This is a genomic window from Teichococcus aerofrigidensis, assembly GCF_054073225.1.
In genome coordinates this window covers 1-18,681 of the sequence record NZ_JBSXMU010000019.1, presented here as the reverse complement: position 1 = coordinate 18,681, position 18,681 = coordinate 1, and the positions used below count along the sequence as shown (strand labels likewise).

The following is an 18,681-nucleotide window of genomic DNA, read 5'->3' as shown; positions in this document are numbered from 1 at the left end:
TGCGTTTTCGTTCCTGCGGGGCAGCATAGCGGATGCCGGGTGTTGAACGAAAGTCCGGCGCGGCGGAGAAGGGAGCGATGGCCCGTCTGCCCGTGCTGCTGCCCCTGCCGCTCGCCGGCGCCTACGACTACCGCGTGCCGGCCGGCATGGTGCCGCCGGAACGGGGCAGCTTCGTCGTCGTGCCGCTGTCCGGGCGGCTGATGATCGGCGTGGTCTGGGATGGCGAGGCCGATCCCGACCTGTCCGAGAAGCGGCTGCGCGACATCCAGTCGGTGCTCGATGTGCCGCCGATGACGGAGAGCCTGCGCCGCTTCGTCGACTGGGTGGCGGCCTATACGCTGAGCCCGCCCGGCGCGGTGCTCCGCATGGCGATGAGCGCGCCCTCGGCGCTGGAGCCGCCGGCGGCGAAGGCGGGCTGGCGCCTCTCGCCGCTGGGCGCGCGGGCCAAGCGCGGGGAGGCGGCGGCGCGGCTGACCGAGGGCCGCCGCCGCGTGCTGGACGTGATGGAGCCCGGCGAGGTCCATCCGCCGGGGGAGGTCGCCACCGAGGCCGGCGTCTCTCCCGGCGTGGTGCGCGGCATGGCCGATGCGGGGCTGCTGGAGAGCGCCCTGCTGCCGCCGGGCCAGGCCTTCCCGGCGCCGGATCCGCGGCGCCCCGGCCCGGCGCTGGGGGAGGCCCAGGCGGAGGCCGCCACGGCGCTGCGCGCCGCCGTCGCGGCGCGAGGCTTCGGCGTGACCCTGCTGACCGGCGTCACCGGCTCGGGCAAGACCGAGGTCTATCTGGAGGCGGTGGCCGAATGCGTGGCGCAGGGCCGGCAGGCGCTGGTGCTCCTGCCCGAGATTGCCCTCTCGACCCAGTGGCTGGAGCGTTTCGAGGCCCGCTTCGGGGTGCCGCCGGCGCTCTGGCACTCGGAGCTCGGCAGCCGGCGGCGGCGCGACACCTGGCGGGCGGTGGCGGAAGGGAAGGTCGCGGTCCTGGTCGGCGCCCGCTCGGCGCTCTTCCTGCCCTATCCCGAGCTCGGCCTGATCGTCGTGGACGAGGAGCACGAGACCGCCTTCAAGCAGGAGGACGGCGTCGTCTACTCGGCGCGCGACATGGCGGTGGTGCGTGCCCGGCTGGCCGGGGCCGCCTGCGCCCTGGTCTCCGCGACACCCAGCCTCGAGACGCTGGTGAACGCCGAGAGCGGCCGCTACGCCGCCCTTCACCTGCCGACGCGGCATGGCGGCGCGGCGCTGCCCGAGGTCGTGGTCATCGACCAGCGCGTGGCGCCGCCGGAGCGGGGGCGCTTCCTGAGCCCGGCCCTGGTCGCCGCGGTGCGCGAGACGCTGGCCGCCGGGCAGCAGGCCATGCTGTTCCTGAACCGCCGCGGCTACGCGCCCCTGACCCTCTGCCGCGCCTGCGGCCACCGCCTGCGCTGCCCCAACTGCACCGCCTGGCTGGTCGAGCACCGGCTGCAGCGCCGGTTGCAATGCCACCATTGCGGCCATGCCGAGCCGATCCCGCCCGCCTGCCCGGAATGCGGCGCCGAGGGCAGCCTGACCCCGCTCGGCCCCGGCGTGGAGCGGGTGCAGGAGGAGGCGGCCGAGCTGTTCCCCGAGGCGCGGCGGCTGGTCATGGCCTCGGACACCATTCCCGGCCCGCTGGCGGCGGCCGAGGCCGCGCGATCCATCGCCGCGCGCGAGGTGGACCTGATCATCGGCACGCAGATCGTCGCCAAGGGCTGGCATTTCCCGCATCTGACGCTCGTCGGCGTGGTCGATGCCGATCTTGGCCTGGCCGGGGGCGACCTGCGCGCCGCCGAGCGGACGGTGCAGCTGCTGCACCAGGTGGCGGGCCGCGCCGGGCGTGCCGAGGCGCCGGGGCGGGTGCTGCTGCAGAGCTGGAACCCGGACCACCCGGTGCTGCAGGCCCTCGTCGCCAACGACCTCGACGCCTTCATGGCCACCGAGGCGGAGCAGCGCCGGCCCGGGCACTGGCCGCCCTTCGGCCGGCTGGCGGCGCTGATCATAAGCGCCGAGGACGAGCGGGAGGCCGACCGGGCGGCGCGCGACCTCGGGCTTGCCGCGCCACGCGCCGAGGGGGTGGAGGTGCTGGGCCCGGCCCCCGCGCCGCTCGCCCTGCTGCGCGGGCGGCACCGGCGGCGGCTGCTGCTGAAGGCCCGGCGCGAGGTGATGGTGCAGCCGCTGCTGCGGGCCTGGCTGGCCCGGGTGCCGCTCCCCGCCTCGGTCCGCGTGCAGGTGGATGTCGATCCCGTAAGCTTCCTGTGACGGTTGCTCTCCGCCACGGTCTTGCGCGCCCTGCGATACGGAGGGGCGGAAACAGGTGCGCACGGTGAACGTGCGGTAACGAATCCGTCCTACCCCCCGTTGCCGCCCTGCGACAAGCCGTGTTAATGCCGGCGCGCCGCGACGGGCCTGCCCGACGCGTCGATTTCATGTCCAATCGCCGTCAGGGGATGCCCGCAGGGGCCGCTCGGATGCGCGGGGGGACGCCGGGAAAGCAAGAGAACGGGATTCTCCGTGGCCTCCGAAGCGACCAACGTCTCGCCGAACGCGACGCATCATCCCTCCGGCCTGTCCCAGCGCTACGCGCTGGCGCTGCTGGAACTTGCCAAGGACAGGAAGTCGGTGGACGCGGTCGCCGCCGACCTGGAGCGCCTCCAGGAGCTCTGGCAGAACGACGCGCCCTTCCGCGCCTTCATCGAGGATCCGCGCCTGGACGCCAGCGCCCAGCGGCGCGGCGCCTTCGCGGTCCTCGACCGGGTCGGCATCAGCGGCGATGTCCGCAACCTGATCGGCGTGCTGATCGCCAACCGGCGCCTGCCCTCCCTGCCGTCGGTCATCGCCGCCTTCGGCGCGCTCCTCGCCGAGCAGCGCGGGCAGCAGACCGCCGAGGTGGCCACCGCCCATCCGCTGACCGACACCCAGCGCACGCAGCTCGCGGCGCGGCTGACGGAAGCCGGCTATTCCAACGTGAAGCTGGTCGAGCGCGTCGATCCCACCCTGCTGGGTGGCCTGGTCGTTCGCCTCGGCTCCCGCCTCTACGACAGCTCTATCAAGTCCAAGCTGCAACGCCTGCAATATGCCATGAAGGGGGCCGCCTGATGGAAATCCGTCCCGCCGAGATCTCGGAGATCCTGAAGCAGCAGATCGCCGGCTTCGATGCCGATGCGAATGTTGCCGAAGTCGGCACCGTGCTGAGCGTGGGCGACGGCATCGCCCGCGTCTACGGCCTGCAGAATGTCATGGCCGGTGAGCTGGTCGAGTTCCCCGGAGCCGGCCTGAAGGGCATGGCGCTGAACCTCGAGACCGACAATGTCGGCGTCGTGATCTTCGGCGACGACCGCCAGGTCCGCGAGGGCGACACCGTCTCCCGCACCGGCGACATCGTCTCCGTGCCGGTGGGCAAGGGCCTGCTCGGCCGCGTGGTCGACGGCCTGGGCAATCCCATCGACGGCAAGGGCCCGCTGACGGACGTCAAGCAGGCGCTGGTCGAGGTGAAGGCGCCGGGCATCATCCCGCGCAAGTCCGTGCACGAGCCGATGCAGACCGGCATCAAGGCGATCGACGCGCTGATCCCGATCGGCCGCGGCCAGCGCGAGCTGATCATCGGCGACCGCCAGACCGGCAAGACGGCCGTCATCATCGACACCATCATCAACCAGAAGCCGATCAACGCTTCGGGCGATGAGGCCAAGAAGCTCTACACGATCTACGTCGCCGTCGGCCAGAAGCGCTCCACCGTCGCGCAGCTCGTGCGCACGCTGGAGGAGAACGGCGCCCTCGAATACTCGATCATCGTCGCCGCCACCGCCTCCGACCCGGCGCCGATGCAGTTCCTGGCGCCCTATACCGGCTGCGCCATGGGCGAGTTCTTCCGCGACAACGGCATGCATGCGGTCATCTTCTACGATGACCTGTCGAAGCAGGCCGTGGCCTACCGCCAGATGTCGCTGCTGCTGCGCCGCCCGCCGGGCCGCGAGGCCTATCCGGGCGACGTCTTCTACCTGCACTCGCGCCTGCTCGAGCGCGCGGCGAAGATGAATGACGATTTCGGCGCCGGCTCGCTGACCGCCCTGCCGGTGATCGAGACCCAGGCCGGCGACGTCTCCGCCTATATCCCGACCAACGTGATCTCCATCACGGACGGGCAGATCTTCCTGGAGACCGAGCTGTTCTTCAAGGGCATCCGCCCGGCCGTGAACGTCGGCCTCTCGGTCAGCCGCGTCGGCTCCGCCGCCCAGATCAAGGCGATGAAGCAGGTGGCCGGCAAGATCAAGCTGGAGCTGGCGCAGTACCGCGAGATGGCGGCCTTCGCCCAGTTCGCCTCCGACCTCGACGCTTCCACCCAGGCCCTGCTGGCCCGTGGCGCGCGCCTGACCGAGCTGCTGAAGCAGCCGCAGTACAAGCCGGTGCCGGTCGAGGAGCAGGTACTGTCCCTCTTCGCGGGCGTGCGCGGCTACCTCGACCGGATCGAGGTCTCCAAGGTCGGCGCCTTCGAGTCCCAGCTGCTGTCCTCGGTCAAGGCGAACGCGCCGGAGATCCTGGAGAGCATCCGCGACAAGAAGGAGATCACCAAGGAGAACGAGGCGAAGCTGGTGTCCTTCATGGACGACTTCGCCAAGTCCTTCTCGGCCTGAAGGCGGGTCCAGGGAGCGATCCATGGCCAACCTCAAGGAATTGCGGGGACGCATCAACAGCGTCAAGTCGACCCGCAAGATCACCCAGGCGATGAAGATGGTCGCGGCGGCGAAGCTCCGCCGCGCCCAGCAGCAGGCCGAGGCGGCGCGCCCCTATGCCGAGCGGATGGCGCGCATGCTCGCCTCGCTCGGCCAGGCCGTGGCCGGCAATCCGGACGCGCCGAAGCTCCTGGTCGGCAGCGGCGGCGACAGGACGCACCTGCTGATCGTGGTGTCCGGCGAGCGTGGCCTGGCGGGCGCCTTCAACACCAATGTCGGCCGCTTCGCGCGCAACCGCATCCGCGAGCTCGAGGCCCAGGGCAAGACCGTCAAGGTGCTGGCGGTCGGCCGCAAGGGCGCCGCCTACCTGAAGCGGGACTTCGCCTCCCGCATCGTCGGCGAGGTGTCCTTCCAGGGCAAGAAGCGCGTCGGCTTCGAGGAGGCGCAGGAGATCGCGACCCGCGTCACCGCCATGCTCGAGGCGGGCGAGTTCGATGTCTGCACGCTGGTCTTCAACCACTTCCGCAACGTCATCAGCCAGGTGCCGACGGCGCAGCAGCTGATCCCGGCCGAGCTGCCGGCGGCGAAGGAGGCGGCGGAGGCCCCGGGCGAGGTGGGCGCGTGGTACGAGTATGAGCCGGACGAGGCCACCATCCTGGCGCAGATCCTGCCCAAGAACCTGGCCATCCAGATCTACCGTGCCATCCTGGACAGCACCGCCGGCTTCTACGGCAGCCAGATGAACGCGATGGACAACGCCACGCGCAACGCGGGCGAGATGATCAACAAGCTGACCCTGACCTACAACCGTACCCGCCAGGCCAATATCACCAGCGAGCTGATCGAGATCATCTCCGGGGCCGAGGCACTCTGAGGGGAATGAGCACTGCCATGAAGAACAACGTTGGCAAGGTCACCCAGGTCCTGGGCGCCGTGGTGGACGTGCAGTTCCCCTCCGAACTGCCCTTCATCATGAACGCGCTGACCACCAAGATCGGCGACCGCACCCTGGTGCTGGAAGTGGCGCAGGAGCTCGGCGAGCGCACCGTGCGCTGCATCGCCATGGACACGACCGACGGTCTGGTCCGCGGCACCGAGGTGGTCGACACCGGCAAGGGCATCGCCGTGCCGGTGGGCGAGGGCACGCTGGGCCGCATCCTGAACGTCATCGGCGAGCCGATCGACGAGCGCGGCCCGGTCCCGCACGACAAGGTCTACACCATCCACCGCGAGGCTCCGGCCTTCGACGAGCAGGCGACGGCGGCCGAGATCCTGGTGACGGGCATCAAGGTCATCGACCTGCTGGCCCCCTACCTGAAGGGCGGCAAGATCGGCCTCTTCGGCGGCGCCGGCGTCGGCAAGACCGTGACCATCCAGGAGCTGATCAACAACATCGCCAAGGGCCATGGCGGCGTGTCGGTCTTCGCGGGCGTCGGTGAGCGCACCCGCGAGGGCAACGACCTCTACCACGAGATGATCGACGCCGGCGTCATCAAGCTGGGCGAGAACACCACCGAGGGCTCCAAGGTGGCGCTGGTCTATGGCCAGATGAACGAGCCGCCGGGCGCCCGCGCGCGCGTGGCGCTGTCGGGCCTGTCGATGGCGGAGTACTTCCGTGATGAGCAGGGCCAGGACGTCCTGTTCTTCATCGACAACATCTTCCGCTTCACCCAGGCGGGCGCCGAGGTCTCGGCGCTGCTGGGTCGCATCCCCTCCGCCGTGGGCTACCAGCCGACGCTGGCCACCGACATGGGCGCGCTGCAGGAGCGGATCACCTCGACCAAGAAGGGTTCGATCACCTCGGTCCAGGCCATCTACGTGCCCGCCGACGACCTGACCGACCCGGCGCCCGCCACCTCCTTCGCCCACCTGGACGCGACCACGGTTCTGTCGCGCTCCATCGCGGAGCAGGCGATCTTCCCGGCCGTGGACCCGCTGGACTCCACCAGCCGCGCCCTCGACCCGCGCATCATCGGCGACGAGCACTACAACACCGCCCGCGAGGTGCAGAGGATCCTGCAGACCTACAAGTCGCTGCAGGACATCATCGCCATCCTGGGCATGGACGAGCTGTCCGAGGACGACAAGCTGATCGTGGCGCGCGCGCGCAAGATCCAGCGCTTCCTCTCCCAGCCCTTCCATGTGGCCGAGGTCTTCACCGGCACGCCGGGCGTGTTCGTGAAGATCGAGGACACGGTCCGCTCCTTCGCCGCCATCTGCAAGGGCGAGTACGACCACCTCCCCGAGGCCGCCTTCTACATGGTCGGCACCATCGAGGACGCGGTGAAGAAGGGCGAGAGCCTCAAGGCCGCGGCCTGAGCATCCGAGGGGGAACCGACCCATGGCGACCTTCAACCTGGAACTGGTCAGCCCGGAGAAGCTCCTCCTCTCCCGCCCCGTCGAGATGGTCATCATCCCGGCGGCGGAGGGCGAGATGGGAGTGCTGCCCGGCATGGCACCGATGATCGTGGCCCTCCGGGGCGGCGTCATCCAGGTGCAGGAGAACGGCCAGATCACCGAGAAGCTGTTCGTCATGGGCGGCTTCGTGGAGATCACGCCGACCCGCGTGACGGTACTGGCCGACGAGGCCACGCCGGTCGCCCAGCTCTCCCGCGCCGAGGCCTCGGCCCGCGTGCGGGAGGCCGAGGCGGCTTACAACCAGGCAGCGTCCGGCGAGGCGCCGGAAGTGCGCGAGGCGGCGATGGATCGCCTCCTCGCCGCGCGCGAGATGGAGACGGCCGCCGAGGCCGCCTGAGCCCGCGCCCCTCTTTCCGGTCCGGCAGCGCCGTCCGCCACCAGCGGGCGGCGTTTTCATGTCCGGCGGGGCAGGGAGAGGATCACAACCCAAGGTCGTGGAATCTCCTCGCGCTCCCCTGGCATGATGCTAGGGTGGACGGCATGACGATCGAGACAGCCAGCGGGACAGGGAGCCGGCTTTGCCTGCCCCCGTGACCCGCCGCGGCCTGGGCCTTCTCGGCCTTTCCACGGCCGCTCCGGCCCTGGCGGCGCCCGCCGCCGGGGGGCTGGCCGCCATCGCCCGCGCCCGCGGCATCACCTTCGGCGCCGCCGCCCAGCACAGCCTGCTGACCGGGGATGCCGCCTATGCCGCGGCCTTCGCCGCCGAGGCCGGCCTGCTGGTTCCGGAATGGGAGGCCAAGTGGGCCGATCTGCAGCCGGAGGAAGGCCGATTCGACACCGCGCCGCTGGATGGCCTGCTGTCCTGGGCCCAGGAGCGGGCGATGCCCGTCCGGGGCCATGCGCTGGTCTGGCACAACGCCATGCCCGATTGGCTCGGCCGGGCGCTGGCCGAGGGGCGCGAGCGCGCGCTGTCGGTGATGGCGGCGCATTTCGACAAGGTCCTCGCGCACACGCGGCTGCGGATCCGCGACTGGGATGTGGTCAACGAACCCGTCGCCAATCCTCCCGGCAGCGACGTGCCGCAGGCGGGCGAGGGCACGCTGCGGGACACGCCCTGGCTGCGCGCCCTGGGGCCCGCCTATATCGACACCGCCCTGCGCATGGCGCGGGAGCGCGATGCGACCCTGCGCCTCACCCTCAACGAGTATGGCATCGAGGAGGACACGCCCGACGCCGCCGAGAAGCGCCGGCGGCTGCTCGCCCTTCTGCGCGGCCTGCTGGAGCGCGGCGCGCCGCTCGACGCGGTGGGCATCCAGGCCCATCTGCAACTGCGGCGCCCCTTCAGCCCGGCCCCCTTCGCCGCCTTCCTGGCCGAGCTGCGGCGCATGGGCCTGGCCGTCCTGATCACCGAGATGGACATCCGCGAGGCGCCGGACGCGCCGGCCTCCCTCCCGGCGCGCGACGCGCTGGTGGCCGAGCGGGCCTATGCCTTCGTCTCCACGGCGTTGGAGGGTGGCGCGCGCAGCGTGCTGGCCTGGGGCCTGTCCGATCGGTATTCCTGGCTGCGGCAGGAGCCGGCGGTGGCGCTGGGGCCGGATCGCAGCCATCGCGGCCTGCCGCTGGACGAGGAATGGCGGCGCAAGCCCCTGTGGCAGGCCCTGGCGCGGGCCTTTCAGGGGGGGTGAGGGCGGAAAGCGGGCCGCGGGGGGCAGACAAGGCGGCCGGCCGGGTGTTTCCTGCGCGCCGCAGATGCTGGAGCGCCCATGGACCTCGCCACTCTCGAAACCCCCGTGCCGGTCGTCGACCTCGATATCGTCGAGGCCAATCTGAAGCGCATGCAGGCCTATTGCGACGCCCATGGCATCGCGCTGCGGCCGCATATCAAGACGCACAAGATCCCGCGCCTGGCGCTGCACCAGGTGGAGCTTGGCGCGCGTGGCATCACCTGCCAGAAGCTGGGCGAGGCCGAGGTCATGGCCGCGGCCGGGCTGGACGATATCCTGATCTCCTATCCGTTGCTCGGCGCCGGCAAGGCGGAGCGGCTGGCGGCGCTGTCCCGCCGCGTGCGGATGCGGGTCTCGGTGGACAATCCCGTCGCCGTCGCCACCGCCGCGGAGGCGGCCCGGCAGGGGGCTGAGATCGGCCTGCTGGTCGAGTTCGATTCCGGCAATGGCCGCACCGGCGTCACCAGCATCGACGGCGTGGTGGAGCTGGCCCGGCGCATCCGCGAGACCCCAGGGCTGCGCTATGACGGGCTGATGAACTACCCGGTCAGCCCGCGCACCGGCGAGATCCTGCGCGAGCTGCTGCCGCGGCTGAAGGCGGAGGGGCTGGAGCCCGCCATCATCTCCGGCGGCGGCACGCCCAATGCCTTCCGCACGCACGAGATGGCGCGCGTCACCGAGCTTCGCGTCGGCACCTATATCTACAACGACCGCATGCAGGTCGCCGCCGGCCATGCCGGCTGGGAGGATTGCGCCTTCGCCCTGCATGTCACGGTGATCAGCCGCCCCGAGCCGCACCGCGCCATCATCGATGCCGGCTCCAAGACCTTCGCCGCCGACATCATGCCGGCGGGGCCGCAGGAGGGGCATGGCTACTTCCCCGACTATCCCGGCGCCCGGCTGGAGAAGATGAGCGAGGAGCACGGCATGGTGGATCTCTCCGGCTGCGACCGGAAGCCCGAGATCGGCCAGCGCCTGCGGGTCATTCCCAACCACGTCTGCCCGGTCAGCAACCTGCACGACCGGATCGCGGTGACGCGCGGCGGCGCCTTCCAGGAGTTCTGGGACGTGGCGGCGCGCGGCCGCAGCCAGTGACACGACCCGAGTGACACGAGAGGAGTTCACGATGAGCGCCGAAGACCGCCTGGCCGCCCTGGGCCACACCCTGCCCACCGTCGGCAAGCCGCTGTTCAACTACGTGCCGTTCCGCCGCGCCGGCGACATCGCCTTCCTCTCCGGCCAGGTGCCGCGCCTGGCCGATGGCACGGTGATCGCCGGCAAGGTGGGGGCCGGGATGAGCGTGGAGGAGGCGCAGAAGGCCGCGATCCTCTGCGGCCTGCACCTTCTGGCGGTCGCGAAGGTGGCGGCGGGCTCGCTGGAGAAGGTCGAGATGCTGAAGATCTTCGGCATGGTGAACGCCACGCCGGAGTTCGGCCAGCAGCCCAAGGTGATCGACGCCTGCTCGAACCTGATGGTCGAGGTGCTGGGCGAGCGCGGCCGGCATGCCCGCTCGGCGGTCGGCATGGGTTCGCTGCCCTCGGACGTGCCGGTCGAGATCGAGGCGGTGATCCGCATCCTGGACTGAGGCGGCGGGGGCCGGGCGGGGGCGCCCCCCCCCCCCCGCCCCCCCCCCCCCCCGGGGGGGGGCCCCGTCCTTTCCGCGCCCCTCCCCCCATTTCGCGCCTCCGCCACCGGGTCTAAGCTCCGGCTCCCGAGACGGAGGAATCCATGTCCGACCACGTCATTGCCGCCCCCCCCGCCGCCAGTGTCCCCGTGCAGGGCGGCGGCAGCTTTCCCGTTCGCCGGATTTTCTGCGTCGGCCGCAATTATGCCGAGCATACCCGCGAGATGGGCGGCGATCCGACGCGAGAGCAGCCCTTCTATTTCACCAAGCCCTTCGATGCCGTGGTGACCGGCGGGGCCGACACGGCCTATCCGCCCGCCACCTCCGACCTGCATCACGAGATGGAGCTGGTCATCGCCATCGGCACCGGCGGCAAGGACATCGCGGAATCGGCGGCGCTGAAGCATGTCTGGGGCTACGCCGCCGGCCTCGACATGACCCGCCGCGACCTCCAGGCCCAGGCCAAGAAGACCGGCAAGCCCTGGGACATGGCCAAGGGCTTCGACCAGTCCTGCCCGATCGGCCCGATCGTCCGGGCCGAGGGCGTCGATCCCTCCAGAGGCCGGATCGAGCTCAAGGTGAACGGGCAGGTGCGGCAGAGCAGCGATCTGTCGAAGATGATCTGGTCGGTGCCGGAGATCATTGCCAACCTCTCGCGTCTCGTCACCCTGGCGCCCGGCGACCTGATCATGACCGGCACGCCGGAGGGCGTCGCCGCCGTGGTGCGGGGCGACGTGCTGGAAGGCGAGGTCGAGGGCGTCGGCACGGTCCGCACCCGGCTGGTCTGATCCGGCCACGGGCCGGCGGTGGGGCGCCGCCGGCCCTCTTTTGTTGAGGCGGCGCCTTTTTCCCGCCCTCGCCCGCGCCTATTGCTGCGCCCATGTCCAAGCTCCGCATCGTCACCTGGAACATCAACTCGGTCCGGCTGCGCCTGCCGCTGCTGACCGATCTCGTGCGCGCGCTGGAGCCGGACGTGCTCTGCCTGCAGGAGACCAAGTGCCCGGACGAGCTGTTCCCGCACGAGGGCGTGGCGGCCCTGGGCTTCGGCCACCGGGCGGTGCGCGGCATGAAGGGCTACAACGGCACCGCCATCCTCTCGCGCATTCCCTTCACCCCGCGCGGCGACGACCCGGACTGGTGCGCCAAGGGCGATTGCCGGCACCTGGGCGTCGACCTCGACGTGCCGGGGGGGCTGGAGCTGCATGACTTCTATGTCCCCGCCGGCGGCGACATCCCCGACCCGGCGCTGAATCCGAAATTCGCCCACAAGCTCGACTTCGTCGCCGAGGCGGCGGCCTGGAACCGGGCGCGTGGCCCGTCGCGGCGCAGCGTGTTGGTGGGCGACCTGAACATCGCCCCGCTGGAACACGACGTCTGGAGCCACCGGCAGCTCCTGAAGATCGTCTCCCACACGCCCGTCGAGGTCGAGGCGCTCACCGCCTGGCAGCAGGCCGGCCACTGGTACGATGCGCTGCGCCATTTCGTGCCGCCGAGCGAGAAGCTCTACACCTGGTGGTCCTACCGGGCGCGGGACTGGGAGGCGGCGGATCGCGGCCGGCGGCTCGACCATGTCTGGGTCAGCCGCGACCTGGCCCCCGCCCTGACCGGCTGGACGGTGCTCAAGGCCGCGCGCGGATGGCCGCAGGCCAGCGACCACGTGCCGGTCATGGTCGAGCTTGATCTAAGCAAAACGGCGGCCTGACGCAACTCAAGGTTGCAATCCGTTATCAACTCCTGGCAACCTCCCGCTCGGCTCGGGCGCACACGGAAAATTCGCTGCGCTGCATCGCAGCATGTCGCTAGAGTTTCCGCGCCGAGCCTGGCAGCTGACCCAGTAAGGAAGGGATCCCGAATGGCGCGTTACCTCGTCACCGGAGGCGCCGGCTATGTCGGCAGCCATGTCGTGCTCGCCCTGGTCGAGCGCGGCGACACGGTGGTCGTCATCGACGATCTGCGGCAGGGCCATCGCGCCGCCCTGCCGCCGGGTGTGGAGCTGCTCGAGTTCGACCTGGCCGATCAGCGGCGGGTGGCCGAGGTCTTCGCCGGCTGGAGCTTCGACGGCGTGCTGCATTTCGCCGCCCTATCCCTCGTCGGCGAGAGCATGCGCGAGCCGATGCGCTACCTCCGGGAGAATCTCTCCAACACCGCGACGCTCGCCGAGCAGGCGGCGCGCTCGGGCTGCCTGCGCTTCGTGCTGTCCTCCACCGCCGCGCTCTTCGGCTACCCCGAGACCGTGCCGATCGACGAGACGGCGCGGCTGCTGCCCGCCTCGGCCTATGGCCAGTCCAAGCTGATGGCCGAGACGGCGCTCGACTGGGCCGATCAGGCGCATGGGCTGAAATCCGCCGCGCTGCGCTACTTCAACGCCGCCGGCGCCGATCCGCAGGGCCGCCTCGGCGAGGACCACGCCCCCGAGACGCACCTGATCCCGCTGGCGATCGACGCCGCCCTCGGCCGCGGCCCGGAGCTCACGGTTTTCGGCACCGACTACGACACGCCGGATGGCACCTGCCTGCGCGACTATGTGCATGTCACCGACCTCGCCGACGCGCATCTGCGGGTGCTCGACGTGCTGAAGGAGGGCCGCAGCCTGCGCTACAATGTGGGCAATGGCAGCGGCTACTCGGTGAAGCAGGTGATCGAGGCGGTGGAGCGCGTCGGCGGCCGCCCGGTGCCGCACCGCTTCGGCCCGCGCCGCGCGGGCGACCCGGCGGTGCTTGTCGCCTCCAACGCCCGGCTGCGCGAGGAGACCGGCTGGACGCCGCGCTACGCGGCGCTGGACGACATCGTCCGCACCGCCTGGGCCTGGCGGGTGGCGCGCCCCGAGGGCTACGGCGACCGGGTGGCCCGCGCCGCCTGACCGCCGCCCGGCCGGGGAAACCAGCGGACATCACGGAAGCGTGAGTCGCGCATCACCCTTGGCAAATCCCCGCCCGTCCGCACCTCCCCCTGGTTGAGGCAGAGAGGTGGACGCGGCCGGCATGAAGCTTTTCTCCAGATCGGGCCACCCTCCGGCCTCCCGGCCCCATGTCGTCGTCATCGGTGCCGGGCCCGGTGGCCTGGCCGCCGCCATGCTGCTGGCGGCGCGCGGTGCCCGCGTCACCGTGCTCGAGAAGGATGCCGTCGTCGGCGGGCGCAGCCGCATCCTGGAGACGCCAGAAGGCTATCGCTTCGATCTCGGCCCGACCTTCTTCCTGTATCCGCGCATCCTGGCGGAGATCTTCGCCGCCTGTGGCGCCGATCTCGGGGCCGAGGCGCCGATGGAGCGGCTCGACCCGCAGTACCGGCTGGTCTTCGAGGGCGGCCCGACCATCGACGCGACGCCCGACCTGCCGCGGATGGCGGCCGAGATCGGCAAGCTCGACCCGCGCGACGGCGCCGCCCTGGCCGGCTTCATGGCCGCCAACCGCGAGAAGCTCGCCGCCTTCCGCCCCGTGCTGGAGCGCGGCTTCGCCTCGGCCTCCGACCTGCTGGGGCGCGACATGCTGCGCGCCCTGCCGCATCTGCGGCCGCATCTCTCGGTGGATGCCGAGCTGAAGCGCCATTTCCGCGATCCGCGCACACGGCTGATCTTCTCCTTCCAGACCAAGTATCTGGGGATGAGCCCGTTCCGCTGCCCCAGCCTCTTCACCATCCTCTCCTTCCTGGAATACGAGCACGGCGTGTTTCACCCGCGCGGCGGCTGCGGCGCGGTGGCGGCGGCGATGGCGCGCGTCGCGGGCCGGCTGGGCGCCGAGATCCGGCTGGGCTGCCCGGTCGAATCGATCGTCTTCGAGGGCCGCCGCGCCACCGGCGTGCGGGTCGGCGGGGCGGTGCTGGCGGCGGACGCCGTGGTGATGAACGCCGACTTCGCCCATGCCGCGCCAAGGCTGATCCCCGACGCGCTGCGCCGCCGCTGGTCCGACCGGCGCATCCGCGAGGCGCGCTATTCCTGCTCCACCTTCATGCTCTATCTCGGCGTGGAAGGCCGCTTCCCCGACCTCGCCCACCATACCGTGCTGCTCTCGGGCGACTACCGCGGCAACCTGCGCGAGATCGAGGGCGGCAGCCTGCCGCTTCAGCCTTCGCTCTATCTGCACAATCCCGTCGCCACCGATCCGGGCATGGCGCCCGCCGGGCACAGCAGCCTCTACCTGCTGGTGCCGGTCTCCAACCTGCGCGCCGGCATCGACTGGTCGCGGGCCGCTCCCGCCTTCCGCGCGCTCGCCCTGCGGCGGCTGGCCGCGCTCGGCCTGCCGGACATCGAGTCGCGCATCCGGCACGAGCGCATGGTGACGCCGGAGGAGTGGGAATCGCGCTATGCCGTGGGCTTCGGCGCCACCTTCAACCTGGCGCACGATCTCGGCCAGATGCTGCACCGCCGCCCCGGCAACCGCTTCGCCGACACCGAGCGGCTCTACATGGTGGGCGGCGGCACGCATCCCGGCAGCGGCTTGCCGGTGATCTACGAAGGCGCGCGCATCAGCGCCGACCTGCTGGCGCGCGACCTCGGCCTGGGCGGCATCCCCACCGCCCTGCCGCCGGATCTGGAGGGGAGACAGGCGGAGGCCTCACGGGAGTTGACGGCATGAGCGCGCGGGTGGTGGTGATCGGGGGCGGGCTGGGCGGGCTGGCCGCGGCGGTGGTGGCGGCGGCGCGCGGCCACCGCGTCACCCTGCTGGACAAGAACCCCTGGCTCGGCGGCAAGGCGGCGGTGCTGAACCTGCCGGCCCCAGGAGGAACCCGAGGGGGAGCCCGAGGGGAGGCCTCCGGCGCGGAGGGGGGCAACACGCGCGGCTTCCGCTTCGACATGGGCCCGACCATCCTGACCATGCCGCGCGTGCTCCGCCGCATCCTGGCCGAGGCCGGACGCGATCCGGCGGCGGAGGTGCCGCTGCTCCGGCTCGACCCGCAGTGGCGCTGCTTCTTCGAAGACGGCTCGCGCATCGACCTGATGCAGGATGTCGGCGCCATGGCCCGCGCCATGGAGGGCTTCGCGCCCGGCAATGGCGCGGGCTATCGCCGCTTCCAGGACGTCGCCCGCGAGCTGCACGGCATCTCGGAGAAGTTTTTCTTCTGGAAGCCGGTGGAGGGCATCGCCGACACGCTCGACTTCCGCGCCAATCTCCGCCCCGACACGCTGCGCGAGGTGCTGGCGCTGCGCATGGGCCAGACGGTGGCCCGGGTGATCCGCGGCCATGTGCCGGACGCCCGGCTGGCGCAGATGCTGGATCATTACTGCCAGTATGTCGGCTCCTCGCCCTATCTGGCGCCGGCCGTGCTCTGCGGCATCGGCGACATGCAGGCGGCCGAGGGCATCTGGTATCCACGCGGCGGCACCCGCGCGGTGGCCGAGGGGCTGGCGCGCGTCGCCGGCGAGCTCGGCGTCGATCTCCGCCTGGGCTGCGAGGTCACGGGGCTGGAGATCGAGAACGCCGCCGGGGGCCGCATGGTGCGCGCCGTGATCGCCGGGGCCGAGCGCATCCCGGCCGATGCGGTGATCTCCAACATGGACGCCATCCGCACCTATGCCGAGCTGGTCGGCGGCGCCCCGGCCCGCCGCTACCACCGCCGCAAGCACGAGCCGGCCTGCTCGGGCGTGGTGCTCTATCTCGGCCTCGACCGCCGCTACGAGCATCTGGCGCACCACGACTTCGTCTTCTCGCGCGATGCCGAGGAGGAGTTCGACGCCATCTACCGGAAGGGCATCCCCGCCCCCGACCCCACCGCCTACCTCGCCGCCCCCGCCGCCACCGACCCCACTGTCGCGCCCGAGGGCGGCGAGGCGCTCTACGTGCTGGTGCACACGCCCTATCTGCGTCCCGGCCAGGACTGGTCCCGGATGCTGCCGGCCTACCGGCAGGTGATCCTCGACAAGCTGAAGCGCACCGCCGGGCTCGAGGATATCGAGCGCCGCATCGTGGTGGAGCGGCACCTGACGCCGCAGGACATCCACGAGCGCTACAAGGTCCTGGACGGCGCCATCTACGGCCTGGCCAGCCACGGCCGCTGGACTGGCGCCTTCAAGCCGGGCAACCGGGCGCGCGGGGTGAAGGGTCTCTACCTCGCCGGCGGCGCCGCGCATCCGGGGCCGGGCATGCCGATGGTGATGATGTCCGGCTGGATCGCCGCCGACGCGCTGGACCGGGATCTCGGCGGGCGCGGCATGAGCCCGGCGGCGGAGCGGGCCGGCCAGCGGGATGCCAGCGAGCGGGATGCCAGCGAGCGTGACGCCGGCGAGCAGGGCCGGGAGGCGGCGCTGGCGGCGGAATGAAACCCGGCGGCCCCGACGGCGAGGACCCCCTGGCGCTCTATTCCCGGCGCCGGATCGCCTTCTTCGACCTTGTCTTCACCCGCTTCGCCCGGCGCCACATGCGGGCCCTGCGGCTGGCCCGCGATGCCCGGCCGGCGCCCCCGCCGGGCGTGCCGCTGGTGGTCTATGCCAGCCACGCCTCCTGGTGGGACGGGGTGGCCTTCATGCTGCTCTCGCGCCGGCTCTTCCCCGGCCGGCCGATGGTCATCCCGATGGAGGCGGCGGCGCTGGCCCGCTACGGCTTCATGCGCCGCATCGGCGTCTTCGGCGTCGAGCGCGATTCGCCGCGCGGCGCCGTCGCCTTCCTGCGCACCGCCGGGGGCGTGCTGGCGCGGCCCGAGGCCATGCTCTGGATGAACGCCCCCGGCCGCTTCGCCGATGTCCGCGAGCGCCCGGTGCCGATCGCGCCCGGCCTGGTGCGGCTGGCCGAGCTGGCCCCCGACGCCGCCTTCCTGCCGCTCGCCCTGGAATACCCCTTCTGGACCGAGCGCCGCGCCGAGATGCTGGCCGGCTTCGGTCCGCCCTTGTCAGGCGCCGCGCTGCGCGCCATGCCTCGGCCTGAGCGGGCCGCGGCCCTCGCCGGGGCCCTGGCGGCGGCGATGGACCGGCTGGCGGAGCACGCCGTCAGCCGCGACCCGGCCCGCTTCGTACTGGTGCAGCAGGGGGGGGAAGGCATGGGCGGGATCTACGACCTCTGGCGGCGCGCGCGGGCCTGGACGGCCGGCCGCCGCTTCGATCCGCGACATGAGTCCCGCCCCCACGAGCCTCCTCACCACCAGCCTGGCGGCGGACCCGGCGCCGGGTCCGGCCCTTGAGCGCCCTGGCCGGCTGGCTGTCGCTCGGCCTCGCCGCCCTGCCGGCCGTCATGGCGGCGGGGAACCTGCGCGGCCTGCCGCGCGCCCGCGGCACGCCGCCGCCCGGCACCCTGGTCTCCATCCTGATCCCGGCGCGGGACGAGGCGCCGCGCATCGCCCGCTGCGTCACCGCCGCCCTGGCCAGCACCGGCACGGCGATCGAGGTGGTGGTGCTGGACGATGGCAGCCGCGACGGCACCGCCGCCATCGTGCGCGGGATGCTGGCGGGCGAGCCGCGCCTGCGCCTGCTGGCGGCGCCACCGCTTCCCGCCGGCTGGACGGGCAAGGTACACGCCTGCGCCCGGCTGGCCGAGGCGGCGCGCGGCACGCACCTGCTCTTCATCGACGCCGACGTGCGCCTCGGCCCCACCGCCGCCGCCGCCCTGGCGTCCCGGGCGGAGGAGCGGGACCTCGCCTTGGTCAGCGGCGTGCCGCGCCAGGAGATGGGAAGCCTGGGCGAGGGCCTGACCGTGCCGGCCATCAACCTGCTGATGCTGGGCTACCTGCCCGGCGGCGGCCGCGCCTTCACCGCGAGCCCGGCCCTGGCCGCCGCCTGCGGCCAGCTGGTGCTGGTCGAGGCGCGCGCCTATCGCGCCGCCGGCGGCCATGCGGCGGCGCCCGGCATCCTGCACGACGCCCTGGCCCTCGCCCGCCGGCTGCGCACCGCCGGGCTGCGCACCGAGGTGGTGGATGGCAGCCGCCTGGCGCGATGCCGCATGTATCACGGGCTGCGCGACGCCTGGGGCGGCTTCGCCAAGAACGCGCGGGAGGGCATGGCGACGCCGATAGGCCTGCCGGTCTGGACCCTGGTGCTCGGCGGCGCACACCTGCTGCCCTGGGCGCTGCTGCCGGACCCCCGCGCCCTGCTGGCCGTGCTGCTCTCCCTCGGCCTGCGCGCGGCCATCACGTGGCGCATGCGCGAGCCCTGGTGGACGGTGCCGCTGCACCCCGCCACCGTCGCCACGGCGCTGGCGATCCAGTGGTACGCCCTGTCCGCCCCGCTGCTGGGGCGCGCGCCGACCTGGAAGGGCCGGCGCTACGGCGCCTCCCCGGGCGGCACCTCGGGCGATCCTCCCGGCGGCGCGCCGGCGGGCATGGCATGACGCGCGCCCGCGGGCTGCCGGTGCATGTCGTGGGGGCCGGGCTGGCCG

At 72.2% G+C, this 18,681-nt stretch carries 16 protein-coding genes; all 16 read left to right on the top strand.

All coding sequences use genetic code 11. From position 1 onward, the window contains the following. Positions 1-32 precede the first annotated feature (32 nt). The 16 genes from ACVMLK_RS06745 (at position 33) to ACVMLK_RS06670 (ending at position 18,633) form a co-directional block, all read left to right on the top strand. On the top strand, positions 33-2,267 hold the full coding sequence (locus ACVMLK_RS06745) for a primosomal protein N' (RefSeq protein WP_457485952.1): 2,235 nt from the start codon (positions 33-35) through the stop codon (positions 2,265-2,267). A 252-nt stretch (positions 2,268-2,519) separates the two neighbouring features. Then, the gene (locus ACVMLK_RS06740; protein ID WP_422923130.1) at positions 2,520-3,104 is read left to right on the top strand and encodes a F0F1 ATP synthase subunit delta; all 585 of its coding nucleotides are present in this window, start codon (positions 2,520-2,522) and stop codon (positions 3,102-3,104) included. Continuing rightward, the gene (gene atpA / locus ACVMLK_RS06735; RefSeq protein ID WP_457485951.1) at positions 3,104-4,639 is read left to right on the top strand and encodes a F0F1 ATP synthase subunit alpha; all 1,536 of its coding nucleotides are present in this window, start codon (positions 3,104-3,106) and stop codon (positions 4,637-4,639) included. The genes ACVMLK_RS06740 and atpA overlap by 1 nt, the downstream gene beginning before the upstream one ends. A gap of 22 nt (positions 4,640-4,661) precedes the next feature. Continuing rightward, positions 4,662-5,552: a F0F1 ATP synthase subunit gamma gene (locus tag ACVMLK_RS06730; RefSeq protein ID WP_457485950.1), complete on the top strand. Its 891-nt coding sequence runs from the start codon at positions 4,662-4,664 to the stop codon at positions 5,550-5,552. A gap of 17 nt (positions 5,553-5,569) precedes the next feature. Next, positions 5,570-6,997: a F0F1 ATP synthase subunit beta gene (atpD, locus tag ACVMLK_RS06725; RefSeq protein ID WP_232477106.1), complete on the top strand. Its 1,428-nt coding sequence runs from the start codon at positions 5,570-5,572 to the stop codon at positions 6,995-6,997. 22 nt (positions 6,998-7,019) lie between these two features. Continuing rightward, the gene (gene atpC, locus ACVMLK_RS06720; RefSeq protein WP_457485949.1) at positions 7,020-7,433 is read left to right on the top strand and encodes an ATP synthase F1 subunit epsilon; all 414 of its coding nucleotides are present in this window, start codon (positions 7,020-7,022) and stop codon (positions 7,431-7,433) included. Positions 7,434-7,626: 193 nt separating this feature from the next. Continuing rightward, a complete protein-coding gene (locus ACVMLK_RS06715; protein WP_457485948.1) occupies positions 7,627-8,721 on the top strand; it encodes an endo-1,4-beta-xylanase in 1,095 nt (364 codons plus the stop codon). Between the two features lie 78 nt (positions 8,722-8,799). Continuing rightward, a complete protein-coding gene (locus ACVMLK_RS06710) occupies positions 8,800-9,855 on the top strand; it encodes an alanine racemase (protein WP_457485947.1) in 1,056 nt (351 codons plus the stop codon). Positions 9,856-9,886: 31 nt separating this feature from the next. Beyond that, positions 9,887-10,345: a RidA family protein gene (locus ACVMLK_RS06705; RefSeq protein WP_457485946.1), complete on the top strand. Its 459-nt coding sequence runs from the start codon at positions 9,887-9,889 to the stop codon at positions 10,343-10,345. Between the two features lie 143 nt (positions 10,346-10,488). Then, the gene (locus ACVMLK_RS06700) at positions 10,489-11,172 is read left to right on the top strand and encodes a fumarylacetoacetate hydrolase family protein (RefSeq protein WP_457485945.1); all 684 of its coding nucleotides are present in this window, start codon (positions 10,489-10,491) and stop codon (positions 11,170-11,172) included. Positions 11,173-11,264: 92 nt separating this feature from the next. Further along, the gene (locus ACVMLK_RS06695) at positions 11,265-12,086 is read left to right on the top strand and encodes an exodeoxyribonuclease III (RefSeq protein ID WP_422922552.1); all 822 of its coding nucleotides are present in this window, start codon (positions 11,265-11,267) and stop codon (positions 12,084-12,086) included. A 150-nt stretch (positions 12,087-12,236) separates the two neighbouring features. Beyond that, a complete protein-coding gene (gene galE / locus ACVMLK_RS06690) occupies positions 12,237-13,244 on the top strand; it encodes a UDP-glucose 4-epimerase GalE (RefSeq protein WP_198365270.1) in 1,008 nt (335 codons plus the stop codon). Between the two features lie 121 nt (positions 13,245-13,365). After that, on the top strand, positions 13,366-14,955 hold the full coding sequence (crtI, locus tag ACVMLK_RS06685; RefSeq protein WP_198365269.1) for a phytoene desaturase family protein: 1,590 nt from the start codon (positions 13,366-13,368) through the stop codon (positions 14,953-14,955). After that, positions 14,952-16,637, top strand: coding sequence for a phytoene desaturase family protein (locus ACVMLK_RS06680; RefSeq protein ID WP_457485944.1), 1,686 nt, complete (start codon positions 14,952-14,954; stop codon positions 16,635-16,637). Before crtI ends, ACVMLK_RS06680 begins: the two co-directional genes overlap by 4 nt. Next, positions 16,634-17,491, top strand: a complete 858-nt coding sequence (locus ACVMLK_RS06675) for a lysophospholipid acyltransferase family protein (protein ID WP_457485943.1) — start codon at positions 16,634-16,636, stop codon at positions 17,489-17,491. The genes ACVMLK_RS06680 and ACVMLK_RS06675 overlap by 4 nt, the downstream gene beginning before the upstream one ends. Next, positions 17,488-18,633 carry a glycosyltransferase family 2 protein gene (locus ACVMLK_RS06670; protein ID WP_457485942.1) on the top strand — a complete coding sequence of 382 codons (1,146 nt, stop codon included), beginning with the start codon at positions 17,488-17,490 and terminating at the stop codon, positions 18,631-18,633. Before ACVMLK_RS06675 ends, ACVMLK_RS06670 begins: the two co-directional genes overlap by 4 nt. Positions 18,634-18,681: the final 48 nt, after the last annotated feature.

Coding starts and splice junctions, on each gene's coding strand:
- ACVMLK_RS06710 (WP_457485947.1), top strand. CDS start 8,800: ATGGACCTCGCCACTCTCGAAACCCCCGTGCCGGTCGTCGACCTCGAT.
- atpC (WP_457485949.1), top strand. CDS start 7,020: ATGGCGACCTTCAACCTGGAACTGGTCAGCCCGGAGAAGCTCCTCCTC.
- ACVMLK_RS06680 (WP_457485944.1), top strand. CDS start 14,952: ATGAGCGCGCGGGTGGTGGTGATCGGGGGCGGGCTGGGCGGGCTGGCC.
- ACVMLK_RS06695 (WP_422922552.1), top strand. CDS start 11,265: ATGTCCAAGCTCCGCATCGTCACCTGGAACATCAACTCGGTCCGGCTG.
- atpA (WP_457485951.1), top strand. CDS start 3,104: ATGGAAATCCGTCCCGCCGAGATCTCGGAGATCCTGAAGCAGCAGATC.
- ACVMLK_RS06675 (WP_457485943.1), top strand. CDS start 16,634: ATGAAACCCGGCGGCCCCGACGGCGAGGACCCCCTGGCGCTCTATTCC.
- atpD (WP_232477106.1), top strand. CDS start 5,570: ATGAAGAACAACGTTGGCAAGGTCACCCAGGTCCTGGGCGCCGTGGTG.
- ACVMLK_RS06700 (WP_457485945.1), top strand. CDS start 10,489: ATGTCCGACCACGTCATTGCCGCCCCCCCCGCCGCCAGTGTCCCCGTG.
- ACVMLK_RS06745 (WP_457485952.1), top strand. CDS start 33: ATGCCGGGTGTTGAACGAAAGTCCGGCGCGGCGGAGAAGGGAGCGATG.
- ACVMLK_RS06705 (WP_457485946.1), top strand. CDS start 9,887: ATGAGCGCCGAAGACCGCCTGGCCGCCCTGGGCCACACCCTGCCCACC.
- ACVMLK_RS06730 (WP_457485950.1), top strand. CDS start 4,662: ATGGCCAACCTCAAGGAATTGCGGGGACGCATCAACAGCGTCAAGTCG.
- crtI (WP_198365269.1), top strand. CDS start 13,366: ATGAAGCTTTTCTCCAGATCGGGCCACCCTCCGGCCTCCCGGCCCCAT.
- galE (WP_198365270.1), top strand. CDS start 12,237: ATGGCGCGTTACCTCGTCACCGGAGGCGCCGGCTATGTCGGCAGCCAT.